This window comes from Pseudomonas sp. WS 5011, from assembly GCF_012985775.1.
GTDB classification, from domain to species: Bacteria; Pseudomonadota; Gammaproteobacteria; order Pseudomonadales; family Pseudomonadaceae; genus Aquipseudomonas; species Aquipseudomonas peli.
The window spans coordinates 217,723-232,839 of the sequence record NZ_JAAQXA010000001.1 but is presented as its reverse complement, the minus strand read 5'-3'; the positions used below and the strand labels follow the sequence as shown (position 1 = coordinate 232,839).

Genomic DNA, 15,117 nt, shown 5'->3' with positions numbered 1-15,117 from the left:
TATCCATGTAGGTGCGGGCTTGTCCGCGAGTTTTTGCTGTATCAGCCCGTAGCCCGAACAAGCGCAGCGCAGTCCGGGCATGGAAGCGTGCGCAGCGGCCTGTGAGTTAGGTGCTGATTGCTCCCCGGATTGCGCCAAGGCTTATCCGGGCTACGGGGTTCGCTGTTGTAGGAGGGGCCGGGCGGCGTTCCGCTTTAGCCGCGAGCTTTGCTGTATCAGCCCGTAGCCCGAACAAGCGCAGCCCAGTCCGGGCATGGAGCGTGCGCAGTACGTAGGATGGGTGATAACCCATCCTACGGCGTTAAGTCCAAGCGCCTAGCCCGGATGTAATCCGGGCTACCAAAGCCGCGATTATTCAACAAACAACTGCTGCACCACCGAGAAGTCCTGCTTGCCCTTGCCCTGCTTGAGCAGCAGGCGATACAGCTGCAACGCCAGCGCACCCATTGGCGTGCTGCTACCGCTGGCCTGCGCGGCTTCTTGGGCGAGACCGAGGTCCTTGGCCATCAGCTCGGCCATAAAGCCGCCGTTGTAGCCTTTGGACGCCGGGGCGTTTTCCATCACGCCGGGCCAGGGGTTGTACTTCTCCAGCGTCCAGTTGCCGCCAGAACTTTGCCGCATGATTTCGGCCAGCACTGCGGGTTCCAGGCCGTTGGCCACACCCATGGCCATGGCTTCGGCGGTGGCGATCATCTGCACCGCCAGCACCTGGTTGTTGCACACCTTGGCCACTTGGCCGGCACCGTCGGGGCCGGCGTGGAAGATGTTCTTGCCCATGGCCTCGAAAATCGCGCGGGCTTTTTCCAGAGTGGCTTCAGCACCGCCGATCATAAAGGTCAGGGTGCCCGCTGCCGCACCGGCAGTGCCGCCGGACACTGGCGCATCGAGCAGTTCGATACCACGCGCTGCCGCTGCCTGATGCACCTTGCGTGCGGATTCCGGGGCGATGGTTGAGCATTCCAGTACCAGACTGCCGGGCTTGAGCGCGGCCAGCAGGCCGTTATCACCCAAGTACAAACCCTCAACATGGCGGCTGGCGGGCAGCATGCTGACCACCACATCGGCATCCTGCACCGCATCCATGGCGCTGCTGGCGGCTTGCGCGCCGTCTTTGGCCAGGTCCTCGACGGCTGCTTGCAGAAGGTCGAAGACTCTCAGGTTGAAGCCGGCCTTGAGCAGGTTGCGCGCCATGGGCAGGCCCATGTGGCCGAGGCCGATAAAAGCGATTGTTGTCATTGTTATGCTCCTAGTAAGAGTGGCCGGGTTGCCCGATTTCTGTGCGGTTGTAGGGGATAGCTTGCTGCGGTCCGGCGGTCCGGCGATGATGCCGAGGATCGCCAGCAAGCTGGCTCCTACAGCCTATTAACAGGCCCGTCAGGGGTGTTCGCCATTCCTGCCATGTAGGGTGGATGACGCTTCACTCATCCACCAGCTTCGGTCTTATCGGTGGATGAAAAAGCGTCATCCACCCTACGCACTGGCCCTAAAGAATATTTACAGGCCCGTCAGCATCCACCCTACGCGCTGTTGTCGGTTACAGATCCGCTAATGGATGGGCGCCGTCCCAGGCTGGGGCGAAGTGCGCGTCGATTACCTGTTGCGGAATGCTCGCCACATCCGGCCAGTGCCAGCGTGGCGCGTGGTCCTTGTCGATCAGCCGCGCGCGAACGCCTTCGGGGAATTCCGGGTGGCGGCAGCAGTTCAGGCTGATGGCGTATTCCATGCGGAAGACATCGGCTAGGGAAAGCTTCTGGGCGCGCTTGATCTGCTCCCATACCAGGTGTCCGGTCAGCGGGCAGCCGCCGGCCAAAGTCTTGGCAGCGCGGGCCAGCAGCAGGTCGCTGTCGTTGTGCAAGGCGCTGATGGCATTCCAGGCGTGGGGCAGGTCGGCGGTATCGAGCAGCTCGTCGATGCGCGCGCGGCGCGGCAACCATTGGGCTTCCGGCAGCTCACCTAGGGCCTGGTTTTCCAGCGCTTTGAGCAGGCTGTGCAGTTGTTGCGGGCTTTGTTCTTGCCAGTTGAGCTGGGCCAGGCCATTTAGCAGGTCGTCCTGCTGGCTGTCGAGCAGCACGCGGTCGGCCAGGTCCAGATCCAGCGCATCCCTGGCGTTTATGCTGCTGGCGGTCAGGCCGAGAAACAGGCCGAGCTTGCCCGGCAGGCGCGCGAGGAACCAGCTGCCGCCCACATCCGGGTACAGACCGATATTCACTTCCGGCATGCCCAGGCGGCTGCCTGGGGTGACGATGCGGATTGCTGCGCCCTGCATCAGACCCATGCCGCCGCCCAGCACATGGCCGTGGGCCCAGCAGATAAAGGGTTTCGGGTAGGTGTGGATGCGGTGGTCGAGGCGGTATTCGTCAGCAAAGAAGCGTCGCGCCAGCGGCGGGATTTCGCCCGGGTGTTCGCGGCACTGATGCACCAGCTGCACCACGTCGCCGCCCGCGCAGAAGGCTTTTGGACCATTGCCGCGCAGCATTACGCAGGCGATGCTCGGGTCGTCTGCCCAGGCCTTGAGCTTGGCATCCAGCGCCTCGATCATCGGCAGCGACAGGGCGTTGAGGCTTTTCTCGGCATCCAGGCTGGCGATGCCGATGCGGTAACCGTGTTGTGCGGGGCGTTCTTCGAATTGCACATTCATTGTGGTTGTCACCCTGCGGATTATTTATTGCGCCACTGTGGGTCGCGTTTTTCCAGGAAGGCGTTGACCCCTTCGCGGGTGTCGTCGGCGTCGAACAGGTCGACAAAACGCTCGCGCTCCTCACTCAGCCAGGTGTTCGGGCTGCGCTCGCGCGCGCCTTGGATCAGCGGTTTGATAGTGCGTGCCGCCACCGGGCTTTGCCGCGCGACCTTGGCCGCCAGCAGCAGGGCGTGGCCACGGGCTTCGCCGGTATCGACCACTTGCTCGACCAGGCCGATGCGCAGCGCGGTTTCCGCATCGATGCGTTCGCCGCAAAGAATCATGCGCTTGGCCCAGCCTTCGCCGATCAGCCAGCTAAGATTCTGGGTACCGCCAGCGCAAGGCAGCAGGCCGACCGTGGCTTCCGGCAGGGCCAGTTGCGCCTGGCGCTCGGCGATGCGGATATCGCAGGCCAGCGCACATTCCAGACCGCCGCCCATGGCGTAGCCGTTGATCGCGGCAATCGACACACCACGGAAATCGCGCAGCGCTTCGAAGGCTTCGCCGAAGCGTCGGGCCATTTCGCGGGCACGGGCCTTGTCGCCATCGGCGAACAGCTTGAGGTCGGCGCCTGCGCTGAAGAACTTGCCGCCCTGACCGGTAATTACCAGGGCGTAGATGTCATCGTCGCGGTTGAGGTGTTCAACCAGCAGCTTGAGACCGATCAGCGAGTCGCGGTCCCAGGTGTTGGCGGGCGGCTGGTTGATGGTGATCAGCGCGGTATGGCCGTGTTTTTCCACGGTGAGCTTGTGGGTCAGGTCAAACACGCCGGGGTTGTAAGCTTCGATGGCGTTGCTCATAACGGTCCTCGTCAGGTTGCTCCCCTCTCCCCGAGGGGAGAGGGAATTAAAAGCTACAGCAAGCGATCCAGCATGCCGCCCTGATCCAGCAGGCGGCGGGCGATGATCACTCGCATGATCTCATTGGTGCCTTCGAGTATCTGGTGCACGCGGCTGTCGCGTACCCAGCGCTCCAGTGGGTAATCGTTCAGATAGCCGTAACCGCCATGCAGCTGCAGCGCCTCGTTGCACAGGGTGAAGCAATGGTCGGTGGCAAAGCGCTTGGCCATGGCGCAATACAGGCTGGCTTCGCTGTGGCCGTGGTCCAGCTTGTGCGCGGCCAGGCGCACCATCTGCCGGCTGGCGGTCAGGTCGGTGAGCATGTCGGCGAGCTTGAATTGCAGAGACTGAAAGTCGCTCAGCGGCTTGCCGAACTGCTTGCGTTCCTCGACATAGCGCAGCGATTGCTCCAGCGCCGCTTGTGCCGCGCCCAGCGAGCAGCTGGCGATATTGATGCGCCCGCCATCCAGGCCCTTCATCGCGTAGACAAAGCCCTGGCCCTCTGGCCCGATGCGGTTGCCAGCGGGGATGCGCACGCCTTCAAAGGTGATGGTGCGGGTCGGCTGGGCGCGCCAGCCCATTTTCAATTCATTGCGTCCGTACTTCACGCCCTCGGCATCGGCCGGCACCAGGAAGCAGGACACACCCTTGGCGCCGCTGTCCTCGCCGGTGCGCGCCATCACGATCAGCACATCGGTGGAGCCGGCGCCGGAGATAAAGCACTTGCTGCCGTCCAGCACGTAGTCATCGCCATCACGCTTGGCGCGGGTGCGCAGGTGGGCGGCGTCGGAGCCGGCGTCCGGTTCGGTCAGGCAGTAGGAAGCGAGCAGTTCGCCGCTGACCAGGCGCGGCAGCCAGGCATCCTTCAGCGCCTGATCGGCGAAGGAGGCGAGCATCCACGAGGCCATATTGTGGATGGTCAGAAACGCCGTGGTGGCGATGCAGCCAGCCGACAGCTGCTCGAAGATCAGTGAACTGGTCAGGCGCGACAGGCCCAGGCCGCCATCGTCTTCCTGGATATACAAGGCCAGATAGCCCTGCTCAGCGGCGTGCTTAATCACGTCCACCGGGAAGTGATGGTCGCGGTCCCAGTCGGCAGCATGTGGGGCCAGCTCTTTGGCGGCAAAGGCGCGGGCGCTGTCGACCAGCAGGCGTTGTTCTTCAGTCAGTTCGAAATCCATCAGTGATCCTTAGCGGGGCAGGTAAACCCCGGTAGTTAAGGCCGGGCCAACTCGTGATCAGCCTGGCAGGCCATTATTTAAGCTGAATGGTCATATTGGCGGATGCGCTGACAGCATCCTCATCAAACCAGCGACTGGTCACCGTTTTGGTTTCGGTGAAGAAGCGCACACCCTGTTTGCCGTAAGCATGCAGGTCACCGTAGAACGAACCCTTCCAACCGGTAAAGGAGAAGAACGGCAGCGGCACCGGCACCGGTACGTTGATGCCGACCTGGCCGACTTCCACCGCGTGCTGGTAATGCCGCGCCGCGCCGCCGGAGCGGGTGAAGATTGAGGTGCCGTTGCCGTAGGGGCTGGCGTTGACCAGTTCAATCGCCTCGTCCAGTGTGTCGACCTCCATGCACACCAGCACCGGGCCGAAGATTTCCTCGCGGTACAGGCTCATCTTGGCGGTAACGCCGCGAAACAGGGTTGGGCCGACCCAGTTGCCATTGGGGTAACTCTCGACTGCGCAGTGCGAGCCGTCCAGCAGGCACTCGGCCCCTTCAGCCTTACCCTCGGCAATCAGGCGCAGCACGCGCTGCTTGGCCTGCTGGCTGATCAGCGGGCCGAAGGCGGCGTGGCCATCGGTCCAGTAGCCGGGTTGCAGATCGGCCATCTGCGCCTGCAGCTCGTCGATCCACTGCTTCGATTCGCCGACAAACACCGCCACGCTGATCGCCATGCAGCGCTGCCCTGCTGCGCCGCAACTGGCGCCAACCAGGTTGCTCAGCACTTGCTGCTTGTTGGCGTCAGGCATGATCACCATATGGTTCTTCGCCCCGGCAAACGCCTGCACACGCTTCAGGTGGGCGGTGCCCGTGCGGTAGATATGCTGGCCAACCGGCACCGAGCCGACGAAGGAGATGGCGCGGATATCTGGATGGGTCAGCAGGCTGTCGACCACTTCGCGCGCGCCGTGCAGCACCTGCAATACGCCCTTGGGCGCGCCAGCTTCGATAAACAGCTCGGCCAGGCGGTTAGGGGTCATTGGGTCCTGTTCGGACGGCTTGAGAATAAAGGTATTGCCGGCGGCGATGGCCAGGGGAAACATCCACAGCGGAATCATCGCCGGGAAGTTGAACGGTGTGACGCCGACGCATACGCCCAGCGGCTGAATCCAGCTGGCGGTGTCGATGTCGCGGGCCACGTTCTCCATGGTCTCGCCCATCATCAGGCTGGCGATATTGCAGGCTTGCTCCACCACCTCGATACCGCGCCAGACATCGCCCTTGGCATCGGCCAGGGTCTTGCCGGTTTCGCCAGCGAGAATTTCCGCCAGCTCGTCGTGATGCTCTTTGAGCAGGTGCTGATAGCGCAGCATCACCCGCGCCCGATCGGAAACCGGCACTTCGCGCCAGGTGAGGAAGGCTGCCTTGGCACTGGCAATCGCTGCTTCGATTTCCTCAGCGGTAGCCTTGGGGGCTAGCGCCAGTACTTCCTGGGTCGCCGGGTCGGTGACTTCGATAAATTCACGGGCGCGGCTTTCGCGCCATTCACCGTCGATCAACTGTGGGATTGCCTTGGCCATGCCTTCCTCCTGCGAACCTAAGAACCTGTTCCTGATCTGCTGCGCGTCGGCACTACTGCGTTAAAAACAGGCTCGGACTGCTCATTTACAGCTCGTAAACTCCGCGTCCTCGCCTGCTTTTGCCTTGTATGGCTCTAGCTCGCGAGATCGTGAACAGGTTCTCTGCGTGGGCTCGGTTGTTGTTTTGTCCGTGTTATAGCCGCCTTGCTCGGCTTTGTGGATTGACGATCTTGGTCTACAGATGGACTATCTTGGGATTGAATCAATGGCCAGGATGTCCATGAGCGTGCAGGTCGATACCTCCAACTGGCCACTGCCGGCCAACGGCGTGCGCTTTATCACACCGCCCAGGTTGCGCCGCCTGTTGGCGCGCAGCCCGCTTGCCCAGGGCTGTTATCCGCTGGCTCTCGGCTTTTACCCGCAGGCGCAGGGGCACCGTATGCATCGCCCGCAGCCGGAGGATCACCTGCTGATTTACTGCCGTGCCGGGCAGGGCTGGCTGGAGACAGCGGATGGACGATTAGCTGTCAGTGGTGGCGATTTGCTGCTGTTGCCGAAAGGCGTGATGCACGCCTATGGCGCGGACGTGGACAAGCCCTGGACGCTGTACTGGGTGCATTTCGACGGCGATCTGGTGACAGAGTTTCTCAAGCCCTTGGGCAAGGGGCCGCTGTGGCGTATCGGCGTGCAGCCGCGTCTATTGGCTGAGTTCGATGCTCTGCTCAACCTGCGCAAGCAGGGCCTGAACCTGGCGCATTTCGTCTATGCCGCCCACCAGTTGCAGGTGTTGCTGACTTCTCTGGCGGTGCTGCCGGCGCGTACTACCTTGAAATCCGGGCGAGTGCTCGATGTGGACGCGGTACAGGCGGTGATGCGCGCCCATCTGCATGACGCGCTCAACCTCGATGAGCTGGCCGCGCAGTTCAAACTGTCGCGTTTTCACTTCGCCAAAACCTATCGCGCCCTGACTGGGCATGCGCCGATTCAGGACTTTATCCAGCTGAAAATGGCCCACGCCTGCCGCCTGCTCGATGAAGGTGAGCAGGGCATCCGCCAGGTTGCTGAGCAGCTGGGCTATGACGATGTGTATTACTTCTCGCGGCTGTTTCGCAAAGTGGTTGGCATGGCGCCCAGTCATTACCGGGCGCTGCATCAGGGATAAGTCAGAAGTTTTAGGGGGCAGGCGGCTGCTTTCCGGCCAAGGTGCTGGGTCTTAAATATCAACGCTAAGTGCGAACCGATAGATTGCCGGTTAGTGGCACGTTGCTAACTTGCAGTCGGATTGTTAACGCCTGACCCAGCTGATACAGCCGCGGGGGCTTCTGTGGGCAGCTTTAGGGTCAGGATGATGAGTACTGCGCCCACGCCGGCAATGGTTGCATATACCCCAGCAAAGCTGCCGCTGTAATTGGCCAGTAGCCCTGCCCCGTAATTGCCGAGCATGCCGCCAGAGCCTTGCATCACGTTGGCAACGCCAAATATGGATACCGCCATGGCGCTGGACGATGCCAGTTTGGAAACGTAAGCGGGGATAAGGCCGAAAATGGGATAGAAGGCCGTAGAGAACAGCGCCGCTGCGAATAAGGGCCAATGCCCTGAGGGACTTACAACGAATATCAGTGCCGCCGTTACCACACAGCCGTAGACCAGCAACATGGCGGCGCGCAGCCCCGTGCGGTCGGAGAGCCAACCGACTGCCAGTCCTGCAAACATACCAACGAAGCCGATCACGGCCCATACCTGTGCGCTGTATTGCACGTCAAAACCCAGTTCCGTGCGCAGGTAGGACGAGAGGTAGGTTTGGAACGGAAAGGTGGCAAACCCGATCAAGAAATTCATCGACCAGATCAGCAGCACCCAGGGTTGTATCAGCGCTGAGCGCTTGCTGGGCACTGTCAAGTCAAGGGCTGTGGGCGCTACAACCGGCTGCGAGGTTGTGCTGAGCAAACCGCCTTTCTTGAAAACCACCAGCACCAGCAGTGCCATGGCCGCTGTGAGCAACCCCACCCACCACCACACGCTGCGCCATTCACCTGGTGCGGCATACAGCGGCACCAGCAGGCTGTTGATCGCCACTCCATAACTGGTTCCGCTGGATACCAGACCCATGGCCAACCCCCGGTAGCGGTAGGCCGTGACCCTGGCGATGACATCGACCATCGGCACAAACACCGTCGCCGCCGTGCCCGCCAACAGTGTCAGTAATGCGCCGATCACCAGGATGTTGTTTGACAGCGGGATCAGTAGTAACGCCAGAGCACACACCGCCCCGGAGGCCACGATCATCCAGCCGCCGCCAATCTTCGGCGTCAGCCAGACAGCCAGCAGGGCACAGAGTAGAAAGCCCAGCTGCGCCGAGGCGGTGATACTGCCTACGTAGGAGAAATCGAAGCCCAGGGAGGCCTGCATGTCCGGTACGAGCTGAGCAAACAGGTAAATCCCGAAGCCATAGGTTGCGGCGACCAGGCTGGTTAGCAACACGACAATCGCAGCATTCAAACGCATGGTCTGCACCCTGTGGGCGGTTGGGATTGATAGCACTCAGGCGCGGGTTGCAACACGACGTGATTGAGGCACACCTATCTACGGATGCACTGCACTTGGCTGTGCGTCCATCTTTAAGTCAGCGTGTGGGGGCTATTGATCACACAGCGCCAGCGGTACTGATTTTTCAGTACGCTGCTGCAGGTGACTCTACTGAGCGGGCAGTTCGGACGACTGATAAAAGCGTCCTAGATATGTTCTATAACGCCATATCTTTGGCTTTTTGCGGATCGGAAAACGTTCTAAGCGCTGTTCAATTGTCGTAAGCACTTCATGCCGTGCGGCCGTTTTAAGCCGTAGGGTTAAGCCACGGTTTTGGACGCGTCGATCGTGGCCAGTCTCCTGCGTTCCGGTAGGTCGGTTTTTAGCGACAGTATGAAGATGGTGTGCTTACGGGTTGTTCCGCGCGCTCGCCTTGACTTGCCTAGCCGCCTTCCTTAGCGTGCCGTCTCCGTTGGAATAAGCAGGATTCAGGCATGAGCGCCGCAGATAACGTCAAACTCGAAGCCGGCTGGAAGGCCGCTCTGCATGAAGAGTTCGAGAAGCCCTATATGCGTGAGCTGGGGGATTTTCTGCGCAGCGAGAAGGCCGCAGGCAAGCAGATTTATCCGCCTGGCTCGCTGATCTTCAATGCGCTTAATTCCACCCCGTTGGCGCAGACCAAGGTGGTGGTAATCGGCCAGGACCCGTATCACGGTCCAGGTCAGGCCCATGGACTGTGCTTCTCGGTGCAGCCTGGGGTGAAGACGCCGCCGTCGCTGGTGAATATCTATAAAGAGCTCAAGCGCGACCTGAATATCGACATTCCCGACCACGGTAACCTGCAGCATTGGGCGGAGCAGGGCGTGCTGCTGCTTAACACCTCGTTGACGGTGGAGCATGGCATTGCCGGCTCCCACGCGAAGATCGGCTGGCAGACCTTTACCGACAAGGTGATTGAGGTGGTCAGTCAGCAGCAGGAGCGTCTGGTGTTTCTGCTCTGGGGTGCCCATGCACAGAGCAAGGAAAAACTGATCGACGTCAGCAAACACCTGGTGCTGAAATCCGTGCACCCTTCGCCGCTGTCGGCGCACCGTGGCTTTATCGGCAACGGCCATTTCAGCCGCACCAACAAGTTCCTCCAGCAGCATCAACTGAGTCCGATCGACTGGCGCTTACCCGAAGCCTAACGGCCTGTTAAGCGGCTTCGCACTGCTGCTCGGCCAGATCGCGGCGCAAGTCGCGCAAGCGGTGACTCAGGCGCTCGCGCTGCGCCTCATCGCTGCTGCTCAGCAGCTGACTGAACAGCGTGGCCAGCGCCTGGCGCGAGCGGCCATAACTGGCGCGGTATTCGTCGCTGTAGAAGCTCTCGCGTTGTTGCAGCAAACGGGTCAACCGTTCGGCAAAGTCCGCGCTATTGCGCTCGGCAACCACCTTGCGCAGCTCGGCCTGCCACAGCTGCCGATTCTCCAGCCACAGGCGATTCTGCTCACCGAGGCTGTTGGCCCAGGTGGCGATATGCTCAGTTTGTGCAGTGTTCAGGCGGCCTAGCCAAGGCCTCAGACGTTCCTGCATACGCGTCTGGCGTTCGCTGATCTGGGTGGCCAGCGGCGGGTCGAGAAAGTCCTGACGGTCTTCCAGGTTGTCTTCATCAATCGCAGCGTAAAGCTCGTTGACCTGCTGCTCGCTCAGACCTTGCAGTAGCTCGATAGCGGTGGGGGTGATCTCGACGCCAATGCGGTTGAGCGCGGCATCGAACTGGGCAAATTGCTCAAGCAGCTGAGCGCTGTCCGGTTGCGGCTGGGCGAGGATGCTTTCGGTGGTTTGCAGCCAGTCGATATAGCGCGGTAATTCGGCGCTGCAATGCCATTGCAGGTGCGTTTGCAAGCGGGGTTTGAGCCAGGCCTGCTGCTGACTGTCGAGGTTCAGGTAATCGTTCAGCCGCCAGGGCACCAGCCAATCCAGGTTGCGGTACGCCAGGCCGGCACGGCTGCAGGCGCTAATCAGCAGGCTCAGGCAGAGCAATAGCAGCAGGGTTTTCACGGCGGGCCAACGCAGTACGCTCATAAAGGATGCCTCGGTGGTGAAGGTCTGAGAGTACCGCCGTCGCCTGCGGCTGGGTGGCTACAGACATATCTGTTAAAAAAAACTGCTGTTTGCAGGCAAAAAAGAGCCCGCGCAAGGCGGGCTAAACGTGGTCGCTAAAGTGATTTCAGCTGCGTTGCCAAAGCCTAAATAACGGCTCGGCGAGAAACATCACCAGAAACAGGCGCAGCACCTGCAAGGCCGTGACCAATGCCACCGAGAGGTGCAGGGCTTCTGCGGTCAGGCACAGTTCGGTGATGCCGCCGGGCATCATGCCGAGCATCAGTGCATTCTGGTTTTCCCCGGCCAGCCAGCCCAGGCCTTGGCCCAACGCGGCGGCGGCGAGCATGGCGAGCAGGCAGAACAGCAGAATGCGTGCGAGAAACCCCGGCGCACTGCGAAAGAAATTGCGGTCGAAGTGACAACCCAGGGCGCAGCCGATCAGCCATTGACCGGTCTGGCCGAGGCCATCGGGCAAGCCGAGGTGCAGATCGAAGCTGACACTGGCTACGGCGCAGACAGTCAGCGGGCCGAGCATCCACGGGTTGGGTTGGCCCAAACGTCCCCATAACCAAGCCAGCAGCGCGCCACCGGGCAGCAGTACCGCCAGCCAGGGCCAACTCACCGCTGCAGGTGCGGGCGGCGCGATGGGCGGCAGGCTCCAGGTGAAGATTGCCGGAATCAGCAATACCACCAGCAGTAATCGCAGGCTGTGGGCGGCGGCCACCTTGGCGGTTTCGGCGTTGTGCCGTTGCGCCAGGTTGACCATCTCGCTGGCACCACCTGGCATACTGGCGAAGAACGCAGTGGCTCGATCCAGGCCGGCGCGGCGTAGCACGACAATACCGATCAGGCTGAGCAGCAGGGTGAGCAGGGCGCCGAGCAGAATCACGCCGAAGTGGCTGAGCAGTTGGCCGAATACTTCACTGGTGAAATGCAGGCCGATGGCGCTGGACACCAGCCACTGCCCGGTCTTGCGTCCGCCCGGCAGCTCGGTGATCAGCCAGCCGCTACAACGTGCGGCGATCACTGCCAGCAGCGAGCCGATGATCCACGGCAAAGGCCAGCCGATCAGGCTGGCCAGATAGCCGCCTGACAAGCCGACCAGGGGCGTGGCCCACCAGCTTTGCTGGCCGGTGAGCATGTGCAACTTAGGCATTGGCCAGTTGCGCCGCACGGCGCGAACGCCACCAGCGCAGACCTGGCAGGGCCAGCATCAGTGCGGTGAGTGCCCACAGGCACAGGCTGATCGGGCTGTTCCAGAGGATGTTCAGGTCGCCAGCGGAGATCGACAGGGCGCGGCGCAGGTTGTCTTCCATCAGTTCGCCGAGAACGAAGCCGAGGATCAGCGCCGACAGCGGGAAGTCAAGCTTGCGCAGGATGTAGCCGAATACGCCGAGGCCGATCATCAGGACCAGGTCGAAGGTGGTGCTGTGCACCGCGTAGACGCCGACCATGCTGATCACGGTGATCGCTGGCACCAGCACCCAGTTGGGCACGCTGAGCATGCGGGCGAACAGGCCAACCAGGGGAATGTTCATCACCAGCAGAATCACGTTGCCGATAAACAGCGAAGCGATCAGACCCCAGACCACATCCGGTTGCTGTTCGAACAGCAGCGGGCCGGGGGTGATGTTGTACAGCGTCAGTGCGCCGATCATCACCGCGGTGGTGCCAGAACCCGGTACGCCAAGGGTCAGCATGGGGATCAGCGAGCCGCAAGCCGACGCGTTGTTGGCCGCTTCCGGTGCAGCCAGGCCGCGCAGGTCACCGTCGCCGAACTTGCCGTTCGGGCCGGCCATGCGCTTTTCCGTCATATAGGTCATGGCGCTGGCGATGGTGGCGCCGGCACCTGGCAGTACGCCGATGACGAAGCCGGCCAGGGAGCTGCGCACCATGGTCCAGAAGGTGAAGCAGAACTCCTTGAAGTTGAACAGCAGGCGGCCGCTGGCCTTCACGGCTTTCTGGCCGTTGTGGGTTTTTTCCAGCATCAGCAGCACTTCACTGACGCTGAAGAAGCCGATTACCACGATGACGAACTGGATACCGTCCGACAGGCTGACGCTGCCGAAGGTGAAGCGATACACGCCGGTGGTCGAGTCCACCCCAACGGTGGCCAAAGCCAGGCCGATCAGAGCAGCCATCAGGGTTTTTACCGGTTTGTCGCCGACCATGCCGCCGAGGCAGGCGATGGCGAAAATCATCAGCACAAAGTACTCAGCCGGGCCGAAGGCCACCGCCCAGTTGGCCAGGATTGGCGCGAACAGCACCACGCCGCAGGTGGCGATCATGCTGCCGATAAACGAGCTGACTGCCGACAGCGACAGGGCGATCCCGGCCTTGCCCTGGCGGGCGAGTGGGTAGCCGTCGAGGGTAGTCATCACCGCCGCAGCGTCGCCCGGTACATTGAGCAGAATCGCCGAGATACGCCCGCCGTATTCACAGCCCAGGTATACGGCAGCGAGCAGGATCAGTGCAGTTTCCGGCGACAGGCCGAGGGCGAAGGCCAGTGGCAGCAGCAGCGCCACGCCATTGATCGGGCCCAGGCCCGGCAACAGGCCGACGATGGTGCCGACAAAGGCACCGAACAAGGCGACCAACAGGTTTTCCGGTCGCGTGGCGACTTCGAAACCTTGCATCAAGAAATTCAGGGTTTCCATTTTCAGCTCTCCACAAAGGCTTCGAACAGGCCGAGGGGCAGCGGCACATCCAACAGGTAATCAAACAGGCCATACAGCAGTACACCCATCAGCACGGCGCTGATGGCGCAGGGCAGCGGGCGACCGGTAAACAGCAGGCCAAGGGCGAAGGTGGCCAGCGTGGTGCTGATGACAAAGCCGAGCACTTCAAACAGCAGCGCGTAAGCCAGCAGCGCCAGTACACAAAGCACCGCACGCACGGCTGCGCGGGTATTAAGCGTCTGCTCCAGCAAGCCGGGCTTGATCACCAGCCACAGGCTGCCAGCTGACATGAGGCTGAGCAGCAGCAACGGATAGGCGCGCGGCCCAACCGGGTCATAGGCGAAGGGTGCCTGGAAGCCCCAGGCGATGACGGTGAGCACGGCGCAAAACAGCAGCCAGCTCGCGGCGAACAGGCGAACGTACATGGAGGATTACCTCAGAACTTGGGCATCTAAAGCCTGCTCCCAGTGGGAGGAGGTTAGGGGAGGGGTTTGGGTGGTGCGGTTTATCACTGCCACCCCTCACCCCGACCCTCTCCCGCTTGGGAGAGGGAGGCGCTGGTGTTATTGCATCAGGCCGAACTCGCCAGCCAGCGCCTTGTATTCCTCAACTTGCTTGAAGACCAAGGCTTTCAGTTCGTCGCCAGTCACCGACAACGGCAGCAGATCGCGTTGTTCACGCAGGGTGGCGAAGTCTTCACGAGCAAGCAGGGTGTCGAACTGCTGTTTCCACCAGTTGTACTGCTCGTCCGTCACCTCTGGGCCCATGTAGAAGCCGCGGATTACCGGCCAGACGATGTCGTAGCCCTGCTCCTTAGCCGTCGGGAGGTCGGCCAGCTTGCCTGGCAGGCGTTCTTCGGAGAGCACGGCGAGGATGCGCACTTTCTTCGCTGCCAGCTGCGGGGTGACTTCGCCCAGGCCGCTGGAAGTGACCTGCACATGGCCGCCAAGCATGGCAGTGAGGGTTTCGCCGCCGCCCTCAAAGGCTACGTAGCGCAGATTCTTCGGGTCGATGCCGGCCAGGCGGGCGATCAGCGCGGTCTGCATCCAGTCCTGGCCGCCGATGGTGGCGCCAGCGCCGAAGACGATGCTGGTCGGGTCTTTCTTCAGAGCTTGGACCAGATCGTCCAGGCTCTGGTAAGGCGAGTCGGCACGTACGGTGATGGCGCCGTAGTCGGTGCCCACTGCGGCCAGCCAGCGCACGCCGGTTTCGTCGTAACGGCCGAACTTGCCTTGCGCCAGGTTGAGCAAGGATCCGCTGGAGAACGCGGTGATGGTGCCCGGATCATCGGCACGCTGGGCGATCACCGCGTTGTAGGCCACCGCGCCGACGCCGCCGGGCATATAGGTGACGCGCATTGGGGCTTTGAGCAGGCCGCTGTCTTTCAGGCCGCTCTGGGCCAGTTTGCAGGTCAGGTCGAAACCGCCGCCGGGCTTGGCCGGGGCGATGCATTCCGGGCGTTTCGGTTCGGCGGCCAGCAGCTGGCCGGCAAAGGCCATGCAGGCTGTGGCCAGGGCGATGCGGGTAAAGGCAGTTTTCATGGGGTATTCCTCTGAGCTCT

At 61.9% G+C, this 15,117-nt stretch carries 13 protein-coding genes; 2 read left to right on the top strand and 11 right to left on the bottom strand.

Going from position 1 to position 15,117, the window contains the following annotated elements; translation table 11 throughout:
- Positions 1-351: 351 nt before the first annotated feature.
- The 5 genes from mmsB to HBN63_RS01110 all read right to left on the bottom strand — a co-directional run bounded on the left by mmsB (position 352) and on the right by HBN63_RS01110 (position 6,267).
- Entirely contained in the window at positions 352-1,344 is a 993-nt protein-coding gene (gene mmsB, locus HBN63_RS01130) for a 3-hydroxyisobutyrate dehydrogenase (protein WP_262498849.1), read from the bottom strand.
- A 190-nt stretch (positions 1,345-1,534) separates the two neighbouring features.
- Positions 1,535-2,638 (bottom strand): enoyl-CoA hydratase/isomerase family protein, encoded by a 1,104-nt coding sequence (locus HBN63_RS01125; protein ID WP_170048064.1) that lies wholly within the window; start codon positions 2,636-2,638, stop codon positions 1,535-1,537.
- Positions 2,639-2,658: 20 nt separating this feature from the next.
- Complete coding sequence (locus HBN63_RS01120; RefSeq protein WP_170048063.1) at positions 2,659-3,477, bottom strand: enoyl-CoA hydratase; 819 nt, start codon at positions 3,475-3,477, stop codon at positions 2,659-2,661.
- Positions 3,478-3,530: 53 nt separating this feature from the next.
- Positions 3,531-4,697 (bottom strand): isobutyryl-CoA dehydrogenase, encoded by a 1,167-nt coding sequence (locus HBN63_RS01115; protein ID WP_170048062.1) that lies wholly within the window; start codon positions 4,695-4,697, stop codon positions 3,531-3,533.
- Between the two features lie 73 nt (positions 4,698-4,770).
- Entirely contained in the window at positions 4,771-6,267 is a 1,497-nt protein-coding gene (locus tag HBN63_RS01110; protein WP_170048061.1) for a CoA-acylating methylmalonate-semialdehyde dehydrogenase, read from the bottom strand.
- Positions 6,268-6,547: 280 nt separating this feature from the next.
- On the opposite strand from HBN63_RS01110, the gene HBN63_RS01105 reads away from it, so the two are divergent.
- Entirely contained in the window at positions 6,548-7,429 is an 882-nt protein-coding gene (locus HBN63_RS01105; protein WP_170048250.1) for an AraC family transcriptional regulator, read from the top strand.
- A gap of 104 nt (positions 7,430-7,533) precedes the next feature.
- On the opposite strand, the gene HBN63_RS01100 is transcribed toward HBN63_RS01105, so the two are convergent.
- Entirely contained in the window at positions 7,534-8,772 is a 1,239-nt protein-coding gene (locus HBN63_RS01100; RefSeq protein ID WP_170048060.1) for an MFS transporter, read from the bottom strand.
- A 515-nt stretch (positions 8,773-9,287) separates the two neighbouring features.
- Between HBN63_RS01100 and ung the strand changes: the two genes are divergently transcribed.
- A complete protein-coding gene (gene ung, locus HBN63_RS01095; protein WP_170048059.1) occupies positions 9,288-9,980 on the top strand; it encodes a uracil-DNA glycosylase in 693 nt (230 codons plus the stop codon).
- 7 nt (positions 9,981-9,987) lie between these two features.
- On the opposite strand, the gene HBN63_RS01090 is transcribed toward ung, so the two are convergent.
- The 5 genes from HBN63_RS01090 to HBN63_RS01070 all read right to left on the bottom strand — a co-directional run bounded on the left by HBN63_RS01090 (position 9,988) and on the right by HBN63_RS01070 (position 15,097).
- Positions 9,988-10,857: a DUF6279 family lipoprotein gene (locus HBN63_RS01090; RefSeq protein ID WP_170048058.1), complete on the bottom strand. Its 870-nt coding sequence runs from the start codon at positions 10,855-10,857 to the stop codon at positions 9,988-9,990.
- A gap of 145 nt (positions 10,858-11,002) precedes the next feature.
- Entirely contained in the window at positions 11,003-12,034 is a 1,032-nt protein-coding gene (locus HBN63_RS01085; RefSeq protein ID WP_262498848.1) for an AbrB family transcriptional regulator, read from the bottom strand.
- Positions 12,027-13,535, bottom strand: coding sequence for a tripartite tricarboxylate transporter permease (locus tag HBN63_RS01080; protein ID WP_170048057.1), 1,509 nt, complete (start codon positions 13,533-13,535; stop codon positions 12,027-12,029). Before HBN63_RS01080 ends, HBN63_RS01085 begins: the two co-directional genes overlap by 8 nt.
- A 2-nt stretch (positions 13,536-13,537) precedes the next feature.
- Positions 13,538-13,981, bottom strand: a complete 444-nt coding sequence (locus tag HBN63_RS01075) for a tripartite tricarboxylate transporter TctB family protein (protein WP_170048056.1) — start codon at positions 13,979-13,981, stop codon at positions 13,538-13,540.
- Between the two features lie 138 nt (positions 13,982-14,119).
- Positions 14,120-15,097, bottom strand: coding sequence for a tripartite tricarboxylate transporter substrate binding protein (locus HBN63_RS01070; RefSeq protein ID WP_170048055.1), 978 nt, complete (start codon positions 15,095-15,097; stop codon positions 14,120-14,122).
- Positions 15,098-15,117: the final 20 nt, after the last annotated feature.

Excerpts from the sequence above, each read along its gene's own strand:
- HBN63_RS01120 (WP_170048063.1), bottom strand. The coding sequence starts at position 3,477 with ATGAGCAACGCCATCGAAGCTTACAACCCCGGCGTGTTTGACCTGACC.
- ung (WP_170048059.1), top strand. The coding sequence starts at position 9,288 with ATGAGCGCCGCAGATAACGTCAAACTCGAAGCCGGCTGGAAGGCCGCT.
- HBN63_RS01110 (WP_170048061.1), bottom strand. The coding sequence starts at position 6,267 with ATGGCCAAGGCAATCCCACAGTTGATCGACGGTGAATGGCGCGAAAGC.
- HBN63_RS01090 (WP_170048058.1), bottom strand. The coding sequence starts at position 10,857 with ATGAGCGTACTGCGTTGGCCCGCCGTGAAAACCCTGCTGCTATTGCTC.
- HBN63_RS01075 (WP_170048056.1), bottom strand. The coding sequence starts at position 13,981 with ATGTACGTTCGCCTGTTCGCCGCGAGCTGGCTGCTGTTTTGCGCCGTG.
- HBN63_RS01070 (WP_170048055.1), bottom strand. The coding sequence starts at position 15,097 with ATGAAAACTGCCTTTACCCGCATCGCCCTGGCCACAGCCTGCATGGCC.
- HBN63_RS01100 (WP_170048060.1), bottom strand. The coding sequence starts at position 8,772 with ATGCGTTTGAATGCTGCGATTGTCGTGTTGCTAACCAGCCTGGTCGCC.
- HBN63_RS01080 (WP_170048057.1), bottom strand. The coding sequence starts at position 13,535 with ATGGAAACCCTGAATTTCTTGATGCAAGGTTTCGAAGTCGCCACGCGA.
- HBN63_RS01125 (WP_170048064.1), bottom strand. The coding sequence starts at position 2,638 with ATGAATGTGCAATTCGAAGAACGCCCCGCACAACACGGTTACCGCATC.
- HBN63_RS01105 (WP_170048250.1), top strand. The coding sequence starts at position 6,548 with ATGAGCGTGCAGGTCGATACCTCCAACTGGCCACTGCCGGCCAACGGC.
- HBN63_RS01085 (WP_262498848.1), bottom strand. The coding sequence starts at position 12,034 with ATGCCTAAGTTGCACATGCTCACCGGCCAGCAAAGCTGGTGGGCCACG.
- HBN63_RS01115 (WP_170048062.1), bottom strand. The coding sequence starts at position 4,697 with ATGGATTTCGAACTGACTGAAGAACAACGCCTGCTGGTCGACAGCGCC.